At 53.8% G+C, this 18355-nt stretch carries 13 protein-coding genes; 9 read left to right on the forward strand and 4 right to left on the reverse strand.

The window, feature by feature from the left end:
* Positions 1–24: 24 nt before the first annotated feature.
* Together KO116_RS08470 and KO116_RS08475 are read right to left on the reverse strand one after the other, a co-directional pair.
* Positions 25–2067: a hypothetical protein gene (locus KO116_RS08470; protein ID WP_035563299.1), complete on the reverse strand. Its 2043-nt coding sequence runs from the start codon at positions 2065–2067 to the stop codon at positions 25–27.
* 30 nt (positions 2068–2097) lie between these two features.
* Positions 2098–3321 (reverse strand): ATP-grasp domain-containing protein, encoded by a 1224-nt coding sequence (locus KO116_RS08475; protein WP_035563301.1) that lies wholly within the window; start codon positions 3319–3321, stop codon positions 2098–2100.
* A 206-nt stretch (positions 3322–3527) separates the two neighbouring features.
* On the opposite strand from KO116_RS08475, the gene KO116_RS08480 reads away from it, so the two are divergent.
* The 3 genes from KO116_RS08480 (at position 3528) to KO116_RS08490 (ending at position 5244) form a co-directional block, all read left to right on the forward strand.
* A complete protein-coding gene (locus tag KO116_RS08480) occupies positions 3528–3857 on the forward strand; it encodes a DUF1820 family protein (RefSeq protein ID WP_008959579.1) in 330 nt (109 codons plus the stop codon).
* Positions 3858–3945: 88 nt separating this feature from the next.
* Positions 3946–4581: a TIGR04211 family SH3 domain-containing protein gene (locus KO116_RS08485; RefSeq protein WP_035563304.1), complete on the forward strand. Its 636-nt coding sequence runs from the start codon at positions 3946–3948 to the stop codon at positions 4579–4581.
* Between the two features lie 30 nt (positions 4582–4611).
* Positions 4612–5244: a hypothetical protein gene (locus KO116_RS08490; RefSeq protein WP_035563305.1), complete on the forward strand. Its 633-nt coding sequence runs from the start codon at positions 4612–4614 to the stop codon at positions 5242–5244.
* Positions 5245–5294: 50 nt separating this feature from the next.
* Here KO116_RS08490 and KO116_RS08495 read toward each other — a convergent pair whose 3' ends face one another.
* Complete coding sequence (locus tag KO116_RS08495; RefSeq protein WP_035563307.1) at positions 5295–5888, reverse strand: YajG family lipoprotein; 594 nt, start codon at positions 5886–5888, stop codon at positions 5295–5297.
* Positions 5889–6718: 830 nt separating this feature from the next.
* Complete coding sequence (locus tag KO116_RS08500) at positions 6719–8821, reverse strand: S9 family peptidase (RefSeq protein ID WP_035563308.1); 2103 nt, start codon at positions 8819–8821, stop codon at positions 6719–6721.
* Positions 8822–8883: 62 nt separating this feature from the next.
* Here KO116_RS08500 and KO116_RS08505 point away from each other — a divergent pair, with 62 nt between their 5' ends.
* The 6 genes from KO116_RS08505 (at position 8884) to KO116_RS08530 (ending at position 18348) form a co-directional block, all read left to right on the forward strand.
* Entirely contained in the window at positions 8884–9309 is a 426-nt protein-coding gene (locus KO116_RS08505) for a hypothetical protein (RefSeq protein ID WP_035563309.1), read from the forward strand.
* Between the two features lie 46 nt (positions 9310–9355).
* The gene (locus tag KO116_RS08510; protein WP_035563312.1) at positions 9356–10135 is read left to right on the forward strand and encodes a class II glutamine amidotransferase; all 780 of its coding nucleotides are present in this window, start codon (positions 9356–9358) and stop codon (positions 10133–10135) included.
* A gap of 232 nt (positions 10136–10367) precedes the next feature.
* Positions 10368–12038 carry an AMP-binding protein gene (locus tag KO116_RS08515; protein WP_035563314.1) on the forward strand — a complete coding sequence of 557 codons (1671 nt, stop codon included), beginning with the start codon at positions 10368–10370 and terminating at the stop codon, positions 12036–12038.
* Between the two features lie 158 nt (positions 12039–12196).
* Positions 12197–16216, forward strand: a complete 4020-nt coding sequence (hrpA, locus tag KO116_RS08520) for an ATP-dependent RNA helicase HrpA (RefSeq protein WP_035563315.1) — start codon at positions 12197–12199, stop codon at positions 16214–16216.
* Between the two features lie 128 nt (positions 16217–16344).
* Positions 16345–17466 (forward strand): beta-ketoacyl-ACP synthase III, encoded by a 1122-nt coding sequence (locus tag KO116_RS08525; protein WP_035563317.1) that lies wholly within the window; start codon positions 16345–16347, stop codon positions 17464–17466.
* Positions 17467–17508: 42 nt separating this feature from the next.
* Positions 17509–18348 (forward strand): MlaA family lipoprotein, encoded by an 840-nt coding sequence (locus KO116_RS08530; RefSeq protein ID WP_035563320.1) that lies wholly within the window; start codon positions 17509–17511, stop codon positions 18346–18348.
* Positions 18349–18355 lie beyond the last annotated feature (7 nt).

Raw genomic sequence — 18355 nt, forward strand, 5'->3', positions numbered from 1 at the left:
TGAGAGTGTCGTTAATAGGGCGGTTTATTCTGCATCCGGTGGGGCATTAGGGCCTTGATCAGCCTGTAGTTCGACAGGCGGTAAACGCGATGCCCCCCAGCTACGGTGCAGGTAATACTTAACATTTTCCAACTCTTCACTGGTGACAGAGACTATTTCACCGCGCTCGAGTGGGTCGTAATGATAAATATACAGCCGCGATGCAAAGCGTTCGAATGGCAGTGATGCTTCACCAAAGCGTTCACCGTTACCCGATGTGCTGACAATGACGTCGTCGCCCCAATCCTGACCGCTATCGTTGTTGGGATTATAAAAATAAACCCGCATAACGTCAGAGGGGTCGAGGGACGCCCGCAAAATGGTGATGGCGTGCCAGCCAATGAAACGCGCTGCGCTATCGGTGACCGCAATGCCCGCTGGCTGTGGATGAATCAGCGGTTGGTTGCCATTGTAGTAGGGGTGATAACTGGCGTAGAAGTGGCGTACAAAATCATCCACATCGCTTAGCTGCCCGGTGGCCACATCGACATTGATGCGGAAACCACGTCCTGACCACCAGCCATGAAATTCAGGATTCACCCAGCGGTGTGGGTCGCCCTCACGACCAATGCAGCGTCGGCCCATTTCGGCATAAATGCGATCCAGATGTGGCACGACAATTAGCGAAACGGGGTCTAAATCCATAGGCAGTTCAGTTGCAACGCCAGAAAGGCTCTCCATTGATGAGATGGCCTGGCCCTCGAAATGCATGATGATTTCGTCATCGCGTGCTGCCCACGCCACCATCTGTAGCAGATAGTCCGGATCGTTGTAGGCCCACATGGAAAGGGCGCGTGCCGATTGGCAGGTAGGGTTATTGCCCTGTCCCACGCCTAACGGTAGACCCAGCATGCATAGCACGCCTTCAATCAGTCGTGCGCGGGGAGAGACAGTGTCGCCATAGGCGATAGAGAGTCGTGACTGCGCCCACTCTGAGAGCGGTAGATTAAGCTGACGCCACATTGCCGGTGCCACCGGCGGCTGATAGAGAATACCGCGTTCGAGCATTAGCGCAAGGCCGTAGACCGCCTGAGAGGTAGCAGGATAAACCCCACCACGAATCAACGCTTGAACCAGCTCACGGTAGCAGAGTAAGCAATCACGCCCGGTAGACGACAAGCCCAACGCTTCAGAGAGTAAATGATCCCCCTCTTCAAGCAGGTGGCGTAGCAACACGGCGTGGTAGGGCGATACTAAGCCGGTATCGTGCATCGCTCTGGCAAAGCCCGTGGATTCAGCCTGCAGCGCCGTCTGATCCATGTGCTCCAGTCGATCGCGATAAACATCGACACCAGGGTCTTCTCGGCAGGCCTGAGTGGGCCCGTAAAGTGAGCTGACCAAACGGTCGGCACCTTGACCACTAGCGCCTAGATCAATTGCTGGGTTGGCTTGGCAAAGGGCAATTTGGGTGATCATCTGCTTGATTGCGTCAACCTGGATAGGTCGCTGCTTTAAAATGCGCCAAATTTCATCAATCAGTTGATCGACAATATGTTCGTAGCCGATTCGATCCGCTAAGTGCTGGAAAAGCAGGCGAGGAATGGTCGCCAGGCGCCCCTGGGTTTCCCGCTCCGCCTCGCTGGGCGGTAAGAACAGTAGCCATAAATTAATCGCCATGACCTGAGTAAGGTAATGGTGCGCATGCTCTGCAGAAACCAGCGGGTGTACAAAATCGCCTTTAGCGACAGAGAGCAGTCGCAGCTCGCTTAATGACTCAATAACGACCACGTTGGCATCTGCGCTTTTCAGCGAGAAAGTCGTCAAAGTAGGCACCAAGTATTGAGGGGTTTCCCAATCAGAACCTAAAAATACACCGGCGTCCTCGAACGCTTGCGCACGCGATTCCAGTGCTTCACAACCGCCATCCTGAAGTAATATTCGCCGCGCAGTATCCATTACTCGCGGCAGCTTGGCGGGCTTTGAGAAGGCGGGCGCCTGCGTAAGCAGGCGCACGGCGTCATCAAATTTGCTCAACAACCCATTGAGCTTGCTATCTTCTTGAGAAGACGTCACTTGATCTGTCTCCACGGTGACTCCTTATCCCAGCGTTAGCGGGGATTATACATAGAAGTCGAGGTCTTCTTGGCGTTTTAATAGGTCGCGTATGGTATGCGCATCCTCGCCTTTAAAGTAGACCAGACCCCAATGGGTACCAAACGCGGTGCGTTTAGTAACGGTTTCTTCTACTGGTGAGGTTAGCTCATGAGACTCAAAGTAGGGGTGATCTTCGGTCTCTTCGGGAATTTCCAAACGGCTGACTACACGACGGCGTGGGTATACGCCAAAGCAACCGGCAAAGCCATCGGCATCGACCACTTCTTTCGGGAAAAACTTGGCCACTTCTTCTTTCGTGGTTTTCGGGTCGAACACCAGCATTGAAGCTTGATAAGCATTGAAGCCGTAAACACGCTCTAACAATTCGAAGACTTTGAAACCGGGCGGACGATACGCCACTTCGCCAAAGTACATCTCACCATCGCTGGTGACAAAGTATTCGGGGTGGATCAAACCAAACTCAATGTCGAACGCCTTGATCAACTTTTCAATCTGTTGGGTAATCTGCTCGCGGTAAATCTCAAGCTCAGGCGACGCGGGCACGAATACCGAGTAGCCCAGTGTCACGTACTCCGAGATATTCAAGAAAGCGATTTTGCCATCGTGAATCCACGCTTCAACGGCAAATTCCCAGCCATCCAGATGCGATTCCATTAACACCGGAAACTCTTCCTCAGGGATGGTGTCCACTTCATCCGGCGTACGAATGACACGGTGGCCCAGGCAGCCTGCTTTATCGAAGGCCTTGAGGTGAATCGGGTCGTTAGGGTCGCCGTCCAGCTTTAGTAACGTCTGGTTAACGCGTTTGAGGAAGCGCACTACGTCTTCTTTATCGTGGGCTTCTTCAAAAATACCGACGCGGATACCGCCCAGCTGGGCACGACGCTTCATCAGCGCCTTGTCACGTAACAGTAATGACTGGCCATAAATGCGCGGATTATCAAGCAGTAAAGAGTTGATAGCTCCAGCCCACTCTACGGTTTCTTCGTAGAGGGGGATCGCGACATCAACACCTTTTTCTTTAAGCGTCTCGGCAATTTCCATCGAGCGATCATTAAGACGCTCAAAATTCCAAGGCACGTAGGGAATGTCGTGTTTTTGGCAATACTCTTCGGCCCAGTCAGGTGCAACGACAATGTAGCGACGGTCAAAATTCTCAGCCGCTTCAATCGCATTTAGGCTCCAGCCTAATAGAGCAATATAGCCCTTATTTGGATCCTTTTGCATGTTGATGACTCCTACTTGGTGAATAAACAGAACTGCCAAATTACCTGCCCCACCATACACGAGGGGGGCATGAGCGGCTAATGAGCGCTTTATCCGTAGCACTAACGCAGACCTTGCCAACGGCTAACCTTAAAGGCGTAGCGATAGGAATATGGTAAGCTAGGCGGTTCAACTTCATGTACAAATGGCAAGAGGAATAGGCCAAGATGGCGGCCAAGCCGATCTACCGTGTGGTGGTTCACCAGCAGGGTGAAATTTGGGATTTATACGTCCGAGAAATCTTTCAGAGCGAACTCTGGGGCTTTATTGAAGTCGAGGAGTTTGTCTTTGACGATGCTTCACGGGTAGTCGTCGACCCTGCGACTGAAAAATTGCAGCGAACCTTTGATGGTGTCAAACGTAGCTACCTACCGTTAAATGCTATTGTGCGCATTGATGAAGTAGAGCGTGAAGGCCCATTGAAGGCGGTTAAAACTGATGCCCGGGTAGCAGAGTTCCCCCGTCCCTTTTCGTTGCCACCGCGCGGCGAAGGGTAAGCGTATGAGACAAACGCACCGCTAAGTTAGGCGATAAGCGCTGTTGGCTTCGTCCGCCTTGCAGCGTTTTTAATCAGGACATGATGTCATGCAGGTAAATAAAATTCGTTTTCGAAATTACGCCGCTGCGGCTGGCGTTTTACTAAGTGTGGCGAGCATTAATGCTAACGCCCAATCCGATAACCGGGCGTGGGTGACTGACGAGTTAAGTACCTACGTTCGTAGTGGCCCAACGGACGGTTATCGTATTATTGGTACGCTCAATGCTGGCGAACAGGTCGATGTGCTTGAATCCAGCGGTGACTACACGCGTGTGCGCAACAGCGATGGCAATGCGGTGTGGGTATTGAGTGATGAGCTGCAAGAAACACCCAGTGCCATTGAGCAGTTACCCGCGTTAGAGGCGCAGGTTGAAGAGTTAACGGCTGAGCTTGAAGGCATCAATGAATCCTGGGAACAGCGTGTTTCCTCAATGACTGAAACCCTTGAGGTTCGTGAACGGCGTATTGCCGAGCTTGAAGCGAGTAATCAAGAGCTGGACAGTCAGGCTGAGCAGTCGCGCCAACAGGTAAGAGGGCTTCAGGCACGCTTAGAAACCCAGGAAGAAGATCTATTGATGCGCTACTTTATGTACGGCGGTGGTGTGGCTGGCGCGGGCTTGTTGGTTGGCCTGATTGTGCCGCATCTGCCACGTCGACGTAAAAAGCGTGACCGTTGGTTTTAATAGCGCGATCAACGACAAGGTAGCAAAAGAATGAGTGATCAATGGCGCAAGCGCTGGCAAGAAGGGCGCATTGGCTTTCACCTGCAGCAGGCGCACCCAGCGCTACTGCGTCATTGGGACTCGCTTGGTGTTGCCAAGCGCACCAAGGTGCTTGTACCGCTGTGTGGCAAGAGTCTGGATATGCGCTGGCTGGCTGATGAAGGATATCCGGTGTTGGGTATTGAGTTTGCCCCTGAAGCCATTGAGCAGTTTTTGGCTCAGCGCAGTACCTCGGTGTCACGATATCGCCAGGCAGGGTTCAATGTCTCCCGTCAAGGCAATGTCGAACTCTGGTGTGGGGACTTTTTTCACCTACATATTCAGCAGGCCGCAGAAATTGGGGCGTTTTATGATCGTGCTTCACTGATAGCGCTGCCGTCAGCAACCCGCCAGCGCTATGCGTTTCATCTTGCTCAACTGGTACCGCCCGGTGCCAAAGGTCTGCTGATTAGTTTGGCCCACAGCGAGGGTGATGCAGGGCCTCCCTATAGTGTCTCCGCCAGCGAAATTGAAAGCCTGTTCGCCCCTAATTTCACGTTAACGTTTCTAGAGCAGGGCAGCCCCGATGAACGCGGCTATACGGAGAGCGTGTGGGCGCTAGAACGACGCGGGCCGCGCCTCTAAGCGTTTAGAGTGGCAGCCAGCATTGGTGCGGCTTGTGCCAAGGGGGTAGCTTAGCGGGCGAGCAATTGGCCCAGTTCAGGGTCGCTAAAAGCACGGTTCATACCATCGCTAAGTAGATCGCTCAGCATGCGTGCATTACTGTCGGCATCGGGCTTAAGGGCGTATCCCTGAGTACGGCGCGATGTGTAAGTGCCGGTATAAGTAGTGCCCTTATTTTGTGCGATAGCGCGGAAGACACCTTCAAGACGCGCTTCGTCTACCAATGGCTGGCCGCTCTCGCCACGTGCGTAATTCAGGCTGGCAAGCTCCAGCGTCAAACTCGGACGCCCCTCGGCTTGCTCTGTAGTGGGCGTAAAGCCCATATCGCTAACGGCGCGCTCTGCTTCTTGCTGTAAGCGTGGAATCAATTCGTGGCTGCTCACGGTGATATGCGCGGTGGACATTCCGCCGCCAGCACGATTGCCAATAATATCGCTTTCGCGCCCATCTTGGGCAATTACCGTGACCTGCTGGCCGGAGCCAACCTGAGGCACCTGGGCGCTGCGTTCAGGGCTGAGTTGCAGGTACTGCGGGCTAGTACAACCGGCTAGCCAGGCGCTGGCAAGCAGAACACCTGAAATCCGTAAAAAGTGACGCCGAAACATATGTTAAATCCTTTCTAACGATCATTATCAGAGGACACTGTTATAGAAGATCAGTATAACGTATCCCGCATTCAGGGGTGAGAGTGAGCATTGCTATAGTAAAGAATTGTTTCTTACGATGAAGGGCACATCCAGATGAGCTGAATGGTAACCTGAGACTATAGAATGTAGCTTGTTGTGTGTGTCAGATAGCAAACCATATATCTGTTGACAGCCCCACGCTAATATCCACGTTACTATAAAAGGATGGATTATGTTCACCCGGCATCAGACTTTCAATTTCCTCCCAAGAGAATGATGAGCCAGGGTCTTAGCTTGGAACTCTTTGACGAGACCAGCTAACTGAACGAAGCTTCGCCAGAAGCCCGTTGTTCTTAGTGGCTTATCACTTGTGTGATGGCGAATAGCCACCAAGACGAGCGATGGCAGTCATGTAAAAGGCAATGTCGTAATGTGTGCTCTGCCTGTTAAACGATCATTGATCGGCCAAGGGATTTTTTCAATTTCAGTAAAATTGCTATCGGTGAATTGGGCGGGAACTGGCGGCAAAGTGGTCTCCAGCGTGTTTCCTCGCTGATGTTTTCATTTGAGAAAAAGAGGTAGGCGGCCTTTGTCTTCGACCAGTCTTGAGATTCTGTGTGAGGGGGCGCTCATTAATATTCTCCGAAATCATTGCTAACATTCGGTTCAATCGTACATCACCCAGAACAACGCCAATGGTTTCTTCACTCACCCGGCGTTGTCCATCTTTGAGCCACTGCTGCCCCCCCCCCCCACACCCGCTACCTGGCCTGCTGTGTTGGCGGGGGCACAGCAGGCCTCCATGCTCTTTATGCAGTAGCTGGAGAGGGTTGAGCGTTAAGGCCCAGCGCCCAAAGAATAAACGCGTCTTGGCGGGCGGTATCGCGCCACGCTTTGAATCGACCGGATGCGCCGCCGTGGCCACTGCTCATATCGGTACGCATCAAAATCGGCGCTGAACCCTGCTGCAGTTGCGCCACCTGAGCATAAAACTTGGCTGGCTCCCAGTAGCTGACCCGGGTATCGAACCAACTGCCCTCAATCCATAGGGCAGGGTATGCCTGCTCTTTAATGTTATCGATAGGCGAGTAAGCGGCTATTCGCTCGGCGACCTCTGGTTCTTCAGGGTTGCCCCACTCGCTGTACTCCGCAGTGGTTAGAGGCAGCTCCGGGTTCTGCATCGTGCGCAGTACGTCTAAGAAGGGCACATCTAGCAGCGCGGCGCAGAACGCGTCAGGCGCACGGTTGATGCAAGTTCCAACCAGTAGCCCGCCGGCGCTGGCGCCATAGGCCACGACATGCCGCGGATCACTAACGCTTTGCTCAACCAGTGCCTCGCGAGCTGCCAGGAAATCATGAAAGCTGTTTTCCTTATGGGCCATCTTGCCGTTTAAATACCAAGGTTCACCGCGTTCACCGCCACCTCGCACGTGAGCAACAGCAAAAGCTGCGCCGCGCTCTAGTAACTCTAACCGGGCGATAGAGAACCAAGGGTCTAACGCCTCGCCATAAGCGCCGTAGCCATACAGCAGCGTGGGTAAAGGCTGATCCGCTAGATCGGCACGCATGACGACTGACACCGGCACCTGCTCACCGTCATGGCTGGTGGCCCATAGGCGCTTACTGATTAATTGCTCAGGCTGAAGTTTGCCGTAAACGGGCACACGTTTGAGCAGCGTGCGTTCGCCGCTGGTGAGATCAAGTGCGAACCAGCTGGGCGGCTGGGTAAACGACTCTTCGCGCAAGTGCAGTACCTGGCTATCAAAGTGTGGTGCATCTTCCAGTAGTTGCGAACATGGCTGTTCGGGCAGGGTCAGGTACTCATCCAGCGTGCAGGCATGCTGCGCGTCAAACACTAATCGCCTTAAACGCACCTGCGCTAGGTCATGATCGCGCTCACCCAGCATCAGCCCCCAGGAGAACGCATCAACGCCTTCAAGCGTAGCCTCTTCACGGTGAGCGATTAAAGTTAGCCAACCTAATTGGCGCTGGCCAAGCTGGCTTTCCGGTAGATAATCAAGCTGGAAGTGAGCACCTGCTTGATTATGCAGTCGGTAAAAGTTGCCCGGGCGGTGGTCAATGCTGTACTCCACCCCCGCTTGGCGCTGCTGAATGCACCGCGGCGTCTCGGCAGGGGTTTGTGCAGGCAGCAAATGAATTTCGCTGGTGTCCTTTGAGCCGCTTTCGAGCAGCAGCCAAGATCTTGAACGCGTTTTGCCAATGCCAATCCAGAACTCCGGATCATCCTCACGCAGCACCAGCTCAGGCGCTAGTGAGGCGCTGGGAGTGTCCAGGTTTAGCAGTATGCGCCATACGCTATCGGGGCGCTGGGTGTCATCAAAGCGGGTAAAGAGTAGGGTGGCCGTGGTGGCCGTTTGATCTTCTGCCCAGCATAGGCCAGCGCCAATATCGCTGAGCAGTTGAACGGGTGATCCGTTAGGCAAGGCTTTCAGCCAGAGCGTAAACCGTTCATCCCCTTGGGTATCTTCTGTCCATGCTAGCCACTGCTCGTCGGGTGAAAGCGCCATGTCACCCATGTCGTAAAAATCGTGCTCGGCAGCGCGGGCGCTAACATCGAAGAAGCATTCATATTGTTCAGGTTGGTTATTGGGGTGACGCCACCAGCTTGGGTAGTCGTCTTTGGCACCGGTCTTACTCCAGAACGTAAAGTGGTCCAGTGGTGTCTTAAGGCTGGTAATGGCCAATTCGCGCCGCGCTAGATGGCTCTGGTATAACGCTTCTTCTAGCGGGGCTAGCGGGATAAACCAATCGGCTTGTTGCTGGTTGGCGGCTTCTAAAAAGTCGCTCACTTCAGTGTTTTCGCGCTCTTCTAACCAGTGCCATTGCGGGTCATTAGCGCGATAATAGCGCGCAGCGGGTAAGCCTGATTGTATGCCTAGCTGTGCTTTCATAAATTGATAGGTACCATAACGGGAAATCAACGTCGGGTGAGTTCACCCACATGAGGGGTATTATGCTGTTTGCAAATTCAACGTCACTGCTGTGGTTGAGTTATTACGGTCTGTCGCTGTTAGTGATTGTCGCGGTCTACTTTGCGCTCACTTTTTTGCCTCGTTTACCACGCTTAGTGCTGACCTGGGCAGTCGCTGGGGCGATATGGGCACCCGCTAGTTTCCGATTGCCGCTAATAGAAGAGGGTGAATTCTATACCGGTTGGGCACCTTCGGCGATGGTGGCGGCGGTTGGCTTTTTAGAAAATAACGGATCAGCGCTGCGTGGCGGGCTGATGTGGCTGGTGTTGGGTATGGCGCTAGGCGCGCTTATTGGTGTCGCCCTTTGGTGGTGGCGTCGTTCGAGCAATGCTGAGTACGTGACACAAGAAGAGGAACCTAATGATGACCAGCCGCCTTCTCGTCGTCGTGAACCGGTGATTGGTTAATGAGCCCCTTAACCAACTGTTCGGCGTTAAAACATGTGTAAAGCGTATGTGTGAACTGCTGGGTATGAGCGCCAATGTGCCCACCGATATCTGTTTTAGCTTTTCGGGTTTTTTGCACCGCGGTGGAGGCACCGGCCCCCACCGCGATGGTTGGGGAATTGCCTTCTACGAAGAGGGTGGTTACCGCGATTTTCGCGATCCCCACCCCTCCGTCGATTCCCCCATCGCGCGGCTAATTTGCGACTATCCCATTAAGTCTAATGTGGTGATTAGCCACATTCGTCAAGCGAATGTGGGCGGCGTAAAGCTTGCCAACACCCACCCTTTCACCCGTGAAATGTGGGGGCGACCTTGGTGCTATGCGCATAATGGCCAATTAAGTGGCTGGGAAAGCCTAGCATTAGGAAACTACACCCCGGTTGGCAGCACCGATAGCGAACACGCCTACTGCTGGTTAATAGGTGAGCTTCGCCGCGAGTTTCCTGCCCCGCCAGCAGACCCCACAACGTTGTGGGAACGGTTGCATCAGCTATGTGAGCGACTCAGGGCATTGGGCGTATTCAATATGCTGCTCTCGGATGGCCGCTATTTATATACGTTTTGCGCCACCAAGCTGGCTCACATCACCCGCTGCGCGCCTTTTGGCGATGCGGAACTCTCCGATGCAGAAATGACGGTAAATTTTGCCGAACACACCACCCCAGACGATATCGTTTCGGTCATTGCCACTGAGCCGCTTACCCATAATGAAGCGTGGCAACGTATGGTGCCAGGAGAGCTATTGGTTTGGCGGGATGGAGAAATCCAGGCGCGATACTGTCCATAAAGGGTGTCCATAATAGACTTAGTGACTTACGTTAATGGTAGGAACCATGATTTTTACCTACCCAGTACTAGGGCTAAAGTTGAAACGTAAGTTTCAATCGATCGTTTTACAGCCTGTCGTGGGTCGTATATTGTTGGGCGTCTGTACTTTGTGACACCTGTACTTTGCGACATTAGCCTAGCGACAACAACAAGGTCGGTGAGCACGCCGACATTGATAGCGGAGATTGCCCATGAGCGAACACGCCAACGCCGCCGTTTTACGTGGCCCAGCGCTTGAAGGGTTGGATCAATATGATTCAGTCACGGATGTTTTTCATACCGCAGTAGAACGTTTTAAGGACAAACCTGCATTTTCCTGCATGGGGAAAACGCTAACCTTCGCCGACCTTGACCGCCTGTCAGCAGACTTCGCCGCATGGCTTCAACACGAAACCGACCTTGTCCCCGGAGATAGGATTGCGATCCAGCTACCTAACGTACTGCAGTTTCCGGTGGCGGTATTTGGCGCGCTTCGGGCGGGGTTGGTGGTGGTGAATACCAACCCGCTATATACCGAGCGGGAAATGGCCAACCAGTTCAAGGACTCCAACGCTAAAGCCATTTTGATTTTGGCCAATATGGCCGACAAGCTGGAGAAAGTGCTCGATAAAACAGATATCAAACACGTTTTAGTCACCCAGCTAGCCGACTTACACGATGTTCCCAAGCGCTGGTTAATCAATGCAGTGGTCAAGCACGTTAAGAAAATGGTGCCTGCTTATTCACTGCCCAGTGCGGTGGGTTTTCGCGATGCATTGAAAAAAGGTGCCTCGCTAAATCACACTGAGGTTAAGAGAAGTCCCGACGATTTAGCTGCGCTTCAATACACCGGCGGCACTACGGGAATGCCGAAAGGGGCGATGCTTACACATCGCAACTTGATCGCTAATATGCTGCAGGCACGCGAAGCCATTGGGCCTCATCTAAACGATGGTGAAGAGCTGATCATTGCACCGCTGCCGGTCTATCACATCTACACGTTTACCGTTAACTGCTTATTTTTGATGGAAACGGGCAACCACTCTTTGTTGATCACCAATCCTCGTGATTTGGATAGTTTTGTCAAAGAGCTCAAAGGGTTGCCATTCACCGCTTTCATCGGCCTCAATACCCTGTTTAATGCGCTATGTAATCGGGACGATTTCAAACAGCTCGATTTCTCTAAACTAAAGCTAACTATATCAGGCGGTATGGCGCTCACCAAAGCAGCGGCGCAGCGCTGGGAACAAACCACCGGTTGCCCGATTGCCGAAGGTTACGGCCTAACGGAAACATCACCTATTGTAAGCTTCAATCCCACCGATGCGATTCAGTTGGGCACCATTGGTAAGCCGGTTGCGGGTACCGCAGTCAAAGTAGTCGACGCGGATGACAATAATGTGCCAATGGGCGAGCCTGGGGAGCTGTGCGTTCAAGGGCCACAGGTGATGAAGGGTTACTGGCAGCGTGAAGATGAAACGCGGGTTTCTATTGATGAAGATGGCTGGTTCCACACCGGTGATATCGCCGTGCTGCAGGATGATGGCTATATTCGCATCGTGGATCGTAAAAAAGACATGATCCTGGTCTCCGGCTTCAATGTTTATCCTAACGAAGTCGAGGATGTGGTAGCTGCCCACCCGGACGTTCTTGAATCGGCAGCGGTGGGTGTGCCGGACGAAAATGCTGGCGAAGCGATTAAGCTGTTTGTGGTGAGCAAAAATAGCCAGCTTGATGAGAAAACGCTGCGTGACTGGTGCAAAAAAGAGCTAACCGGCTATAAAGTGCCTAAAATCATCGAGTTTCGAGATGAGCTGCCCAAAACCAACGTGGGCAAAGTGCTCCGCCGCCAGCTGCGTGATGAGGAACCCTCAAAAACCTGACCGTTAAATGACGGCTCGGCGCTGTGGTTAGGCGTCGAGCTGCTGAAAGCGTTACACTATAGAACTGTACTAAGAAACTTTGTATAAGACCCGCTCAATTGAGCGGGTTGATTTTTTATAGCTCAAAATTAAATGTCTCTTGTTAAATGCCCAAGTGAATGGAAGCCGACTCAATCGTGACCACCGACACATCCCCAGCCCCCACCGATAGCCAACGTCTCGCGTCGCTGCAACAGGCGGCTGGGAGTGTGATGCTGCGCGATGCAGAGCGGCTGGAGCGTCGCTTGGCGGGTTTATACCGCCGTCAGCGCGACAACAAGCCCATCAGCCGTGGTTTGGATGAAGTGCAGCGTGAGCTCGATCGCTCTCAGCAACAGCTTAGCCTGCGTGAAGCCCAGCAAGTCGCGCTTAATTATCCGCCCGAACTACCGGTAGTTGAACGCAAAGAAGACATCGTTAACGCAATACGCGATCAACAAGTGGTGGTGGTGGCAGGGGAGACCGGTTCAGGCAAAACCACACAGCTACCTAAAATGTGTCTGGAGCTTGGACGTGGTCGCCGCGGTTTGATTGGTCACACCCAGCCGCGTCGTCTGGCTGCCCGCAGCGTTGCAGGGCGTTTGGCTGAAGAGCTGCAGGTCTCTATCGGCGACCAAGTAGGCTATCAGGTGCGCTTCACCGACCAGAGCAGCCCGAGTACGTTGGTTAAATTGATGACCGACGGAATCTTGTTGGCCGAGACCCAGCACGATCCGCTGCTACTGCGCTACGACACCATCATTATCGATGAAGCCCACGAACGTAGCCTCAATATCGATTTTCTGCTCGGCTATTTAAAGCGTTTGTTACCTAAGCGCCCCGACCTGAAGATCATCATTACCTCAGCAACAATCGACGTCGATCGCTTTGCTAAACACTTTGGCACTGCGACAACGCCCGCCCCGGTCGTGGAAGTCACCGGACGTACTTATCCTGTTGAAGTGCACTATCGTCCGCTAACACGTGACGACGAGGATGAGGAAGACCGCACGCTCCAAGAGGGAATCCTGCACGCAGTGGGTGAGATCGAAGCTATTGAGCGTGAGAAAGGCTGGCTGCATGGCCCCCGGGATGTGCTGGTATTCTTACCCGGCGAGCGTGAAATTCGTGAAACCGCCGATATTCTGCGCCGTGCCGATCTAAAGGGTACCGAGATTCTGCCGCTTTACGCTCGGCTCTCCAATGAAGAGCAGAATCGTGTGTTTGCGCCACACCGAGGGCGGCGTATCGTGCTGGCCACCAACGTCGCGGAAACTTCGCTAACGGTGCCGGGCATTCGCTACGTGATCGACCCAGGGCTGGTGCGTATCAGCCGCTATAGCTACCGCTCCAAAATACAGCGTCTACCGGTAGAAGCGGTCAGCCAAGCCAGCGCCAATCAGCGCAAGGGACGCTGTGGCCGGATCGCCGAGGGCGTGTGTATTCGCCTCTACAGTGAAGAAGATTTTCTATCTCGGCCTGGTTTTACCGATCCCGAGATTCAGCGCACCAACTTAGCGTCGGTGATTCTCTCGATGCTGGGGCTTAAACTGGGTGATATTGAGGCGTTTCCGTTTGTAGATCCCCCCGATAGCCGCTTTGTTAAAGATGGTTTTCGGCTGCTGTTCGAGCTGGGTGCTGTCGATGAGCGACAGCATCTCTCGCCACTTGGCCGCAAGCTGGCACGGCTGCCGATTGACCCACGCCTGGCGCGCATGGTGTTGGCGGGCGCCGAATTCGGCAGCCTGCGCGATGTACTGATCGTGGTCTCGGCGCTGGCCATTCAAGACCCGCGTGACCGGCCTGCGGACAAACGACAAGCCGCCGATCAAGCCCACCAACGCTGGCACGATCCGGATTCAGATTTTGTCGCCTTGCTGAACCTCTGGCACGGCATCGAGAACGCCCGGGAGGCGCTGTCGGGCAATCAACTGCGCCGCTGGTGCCGCGATCACTACATCAACTACCTGCGCATGCGCGAGTGGCACGATACCTTCCGCCAGCTGCGTCAACTGCTGCGAGATATGGATATCGACGTACCCGCGCCGCCTGTACGTGATGAAGAAGAGAGCGAAGAGCAGGCTAAGCAGGCACGACGTAAAACCTCCGGTAAAGTCCACCAGGCGCTGCTTTCAGGGCTACTCTCCAATTTGGGTACGCTGGTGGAGAACCGCGAGTACCTTGGTGCTCGCAACCGCAAGTTTATGATCCACCCCGGCTCTGGATTGGCCAAGAAGTCGCCCAAATGGATCATGGCGTTTGAGATGGTGGAGACCTCCAAGCTGTTTGCCCGCACCGTGGCCAAAATCGACCCCCAGTGGATCGAACCCCAGGCGCAGCATTTGGTTAAGCGCAGCTACAGCGAACCGCATTGGGAGATGAAACGCGCCCAGGTGGTGGCCTTTGAGCAGGTCACATTGTTTGGACTGCCGATCGTGGCGCGGCGCCGGGTGCACTACGGGTCAATCGCACCCCAAGAGTCCCGGGAGCTGTTTATACGCCGGGCGCTGGTGGAAGGGGAGTTTCACACCAAAGGGGCCTTTTTTGCCCATAACCGCGCGCTGATTGATGAAGTCGAAGCGCTGGAAGACCGTGCTCGGCGGCGGGATATTCTGGTCGATGAAGATACGCTTTTTGATTTTTACGACCAGCGTATCCCGGCGGAGATCGTTAACGGCAAGGGCTTTGAGCACTGGCGCAAACAGGCCGAACAGCAAGAGCCGCAATTACTGCATTTCGATATTGATTCGCTTAAGGCACGGGATGCTGATGACGTTACCCAGGCTCAGTATCCTGATCATTTAGTTCTGGCGGGCGTTGCGTACCCGGTAAGCTACCACTTTGACCCTGAAGCCGAGGATGACGGTATTACCCTGACCGTTCCCGCCGCCATGCTGCCCCAGGTGCCGGTGCATGCAATGGAGTGGCTGGTACCTGGGCTGTTACGCGAAAAGTGTATTGCGTTGCTGAAGTCGCTGCCAAAAAGCATTCGTCGCCAGGTAGTGCCGATCCCCGATTGGGTGGATGCCGCGCTGGAAACCCTGGTGCCTGATCAACGCCCGTTAACCGAGGCGTTAGGAGAATTTATTCGCCGCCGCACATCAACGCGGGTGCATCCGGACGACTGGCGCTTGGATTTGCTCGAACCGCATTTGATCATGAATATTCGCGTGGTGGATCATGCGGGCGAAACCTTAGGCCAGGGGCGTGATCTGCGCGCTTTAGAGCAGCGTTTTGAAGCAGCCGCCAGCGCTGGTGCCCAGGCGCTGGCCGAACAGGTGAGTTCTGAACCTGCTGTTGCTGGCTTGCCTAAAGCGCCATTGCCTGCCTCTCGCGTGACCACCCAAGCAGGCATTCGTGTTGAGGCGTATCCTGCGCTGGTCGCTGAAACCAGGGGGGGCGAAGCCAGCGAATTTAAGGTGGCGCTGTTTGATCACCCGGCGAAGGCGGATGCCGCCCACCAGGAAGGTATCGCCCGGCTGGGCATTGCCAAGCTACCCGAGCAAGTGAAAGCGATTAAGCAACTGCCCGGTGTTGAGAAGTGCGCGCTGCTATTTGCCAAAGTAGGCAGCAAGCAAGCTCTGATTGACGATCTGCTGCTAGCGGTGTTTACCCAGGTCGTCGCTCAGCACCCGCTGCCGCGCTCAGAAGGCGAGTTCAGTGAGCGACTGACCGCTACTCAGAGTCAGCTCGTTGAAGAAGCCAAAGCATTGCTGGTTAAGGTGGAAGCCGCACTGCAAGGGCACTTGGCAGTCAGTAAGGTGCTAAAAGGTAAGCTCAATTTTGCCTTGGCGCTGGTGTACAGCGATGTTAGTGCGCAAATGCAGCGTTTGGTTTATCCAGGGTTTATACGCGATGCGGGCGAGTGGCTGGATGAATATCCACGCTACACCGAGGCGGCGCTGCTTCGGCTCGAAAAAGCCGCTCGTGAACGTGGTCGCGATCAAATGATGATGCAGGATGTTCAGGCATTAGAGGCCCGTTTTGACGCCCGTCGAAAAAGTGAGCGGCGAGGGAGTGTCGAAGACCCGACGTTAGTGAGCTTTGGCTGGTGGTTGCAAGAACTCAGGGTGTCGCTCTTTGCACAGCAGTTGGGTACCCGTATGCCCGTATCGGTGAAACGCCTAGAAAAGCGTTGGCAAGAGATTATCAGCGTTTAGCAAGTGGTTGAAAAAGGTGCTGGAAAAAGCGCTATTTTACGCACACAGTAACGTGATGGGTTCGTCGCAGGTTATGCGCTAGCCAACAATGGCCAGCCACGTCGGCAAGCCGCTTAAAGGAGATTGGCATGACACATGTGGTGATTACCGGTACAGGACTCTATACACCGGAACACGCCATTGATAATGCGGCCCTGGTGGCGGCATTTAATGCTTGGGTAGATGGTGAGAATGAGCAGCACGCCGAGGCCATTGCGCGAGGAGAACGCGAGCCGCTGGCACACTCGAGTAGCGAATTCATCGAAAAAGCCTCCGGTATTAAGAGCCGCTACGTGCTCGATGCATCTGGCATCCTTGACCCACAGCGTATGCGGCCTAAACTGCCGCGGCGGGGCAATGACGAGCCCTCGCTTCAGTGTGAGATGGCGACCGAGGCTGCACGTCAGGCACTGGCCGCCGCTAAAGTGGATGCCGCTGATATCGAGCTAGTGATTGTTGCCTGCTCAAATCTAGAGCGTGCCTATCCTGCCGTGGCCGTTGAAGTGCAGCAAACACTGGGAACAAGTGGCTATGGGTTTGATATGAACGTGGCCTGCAGTTCAGCCACGTTTGCTTTGGAAATCGCGGCAAATGCGATAGCCTCCGGTAGCGTTAAGCGCGCACTGGTGGTCAACCCTGAGATCTGCTCAGCGCATCTTAATTTTCGAGACCGTGACAGCCACTTCATTTTCGGCGATGCTTGTACCGCTGTGGTACTAGAAAATAGCGCTGTTGCCGTTGCTGATGAGCAGTTTGAAATCCTCGGTACGCGTTTGGTCACTAAATTTTCCAACGCGATTCGTAACAATGCGGGTTTTTTAAATCGCGTGACGGATAGTGATCCGCTGGCTTTGGATAAGCTATTTGTGCAGGAAGGGCGGCGGGTATTTAAAGAAGTTTGCCCAATGGTGGCCAAATTGATCACTGATCATCTGGCGTCTTTGGAGCTAAACGGAAGCGACCTTAAACGCATGTGGCTGCACCAAGCTAACCGGCATATGAACGATTTAATAGCTCGTAAAGTGTTGGGGTATGACCCAAGTGAAATCCAGGCACCGATCATTTTAGATCGTTATGCAAACACCAGCTCAGCAGGCTCCATTATTGCCTTTCACCTCCATCGCGAGCAGTTCAATCAGGGCGATATTGGCGTGATTTGTTCATTTGGAGCTGGCTATAGCGCGGGCAGTGTCGTCATCCGTCGGGTGTAGGTTTCTGTCAACGTGCTGCAGAATTGTAAAAAGGAAATTGTCATGTGGCAGTGGTTAAGTAACGACAAGACAACGCTTTCGTGGCGCTCAAAAGGGTTGCCGCTACTGCTGGTGGCGTTATTAGCAAACGGCGGTTGTGCCAGTACCCAAACGGCAGAAAACACCAACCCTGACGACCCATGGGAAGGCTTTAACCGTAAAGTGTTTGCGTTCAACGACGTACTGGATCGTTACGCGCTTAAGCCGGTGGCAAGAGGCTACCGCACGCTTACCCCTGATCCGGTGGAAACAGGGGTAGGTAATTTTTTCTCCAATTTAGGCGAAGTACGTACCGCGCTTAATAGCGTGCTCCAGGGTAAGCCTGCTAATGCGGGCCTTGCTACCTCGCGCTTTTTGATTAATTCCACCGTGGGCATTGGCGGGTTGTTAGATTACGCAACGCTGATGGAAGTTACCGCGGATAAAGAGGATTTTGGCCAAACGTTGGCGGTATGGGGCTGGGATGATTCACGCTACTTGGTGCTGCCTTTCTTAGGCCCCAGTACGCTACGTGATACCACGGGCTTACCTGCTGACATAGCCGCGTATCCGGTTACCTACGTAGAGGACGACACTGTTCGCATAAGCCTGACAGCGCTCAGCTTGATTGACACCCGAGCGGGGTTGCTCGACCAGGAGGAGTTGATTCGCGGTGATCGCTACCGCTTTATTCGTGACGCTTACTTACAGAGCCGCCAGTTCGAGGTGAGCGATGGAGAGTTGGGCGATGACCCCTTTGCCAGCGATACCTTCGACTTTGATGATAGCGATTTTGATGACAGTGACTTTGAAGATAGCGACGCTGGTGAAGACGGCGTTGGTGGCGAAAATAACGCCGATTGAGGCTTAT

The sequence above is a fragment of the Halomonas sp. KO116 genome (assembly GCF_000734975.2).
GTDB classification, from domain to species: Bacteria; Pseudomonadota; Gammaproteobacteria; order Pseudomonadales; family Halomonadaceae; genus Vreelandella; species Vreelandella glaciei.

Coding starts and splice junctions, on each gene's coding strand:
- KO116_RS08475 (WP_035563301.1), bottom strand. CDS start 3,321: ATGCAAAAGGATCCAAATAAGGGCTATATTGCTCTATTAGGCTGGAGC.
- KO116_RS08480 (WP_008959579.1), top strand. CDS start 3,528: ATGGCGGCCAAGCCGATCTACCGTGTGGTGGTTCACCAGCAGGGTGAA.
- KO116_RS08485 (WP_035563304.1), top strand. CDS start 3,946: ATGCAGGTAAATAAAATTCGTTTTCGAAATTACGCCGCTGCGGCTGGC.
- KO116_RS08490 (WP_035563305.1), top strand. CDS start 4,612: ATGAGTGATCAATGGCGCAAGCGCTGGCAAGAAGGGCGCATTGGCTTT.
- KO116_RS08495 (WP_035563307.1), bottom strand. CDS start 5,888: ATGTTTCGGCGTCACTTTTTACGGATTTCAGGTGTTCTGCTTGCCAGC.
- KO116_RS08500 (WP_035563308.1), bottom strand. CDS start 8,821: ATGAAAGCACAGCTAGGCATACAATCAGGCTTACCCGCTGCGCGCTAT.
- KO116_RS08505 (WP_035563309.1), top strand. CDS start 8,884: ATGCTGTTTGCAAATTCAACGTCACTGCTGTGGTTGAGTTATTACGGT.
- KO116_RS08510 (WP_035563312.1), top strand. CDS start 9,356: ATGTGTGAACTGCTGGGTATGAGCGCCAATGTGCCCACCGATATCTGT.
- KO116_RS08515 (WP_035563314.1), top strand. CDS start 10,368: ATGAGCGAACACGCCAACGCCGCCGTTTTACGTGGCCCAGCGCTTGAA.
- hrpA (WP_035563315.1), top strand. CDS start 12,197: ATGGAAGCCGACTCAATCGTGACCACCGACACATCCCCAGCCCCCACC.
- KO116_RS08525 (WP_035563317.1), top strand. CDS start 16,345: ATGACACATGTGGTGATTACCGGTACAGGACTCTATACACCGGAACAC.
- KO116_RS08530 (WP_035563320.1), top strand. CDS start 17,509: ATGTGGCAGTGGTTAAGTAACGACAAGACAACGCTTTCGTGGCGCTCA.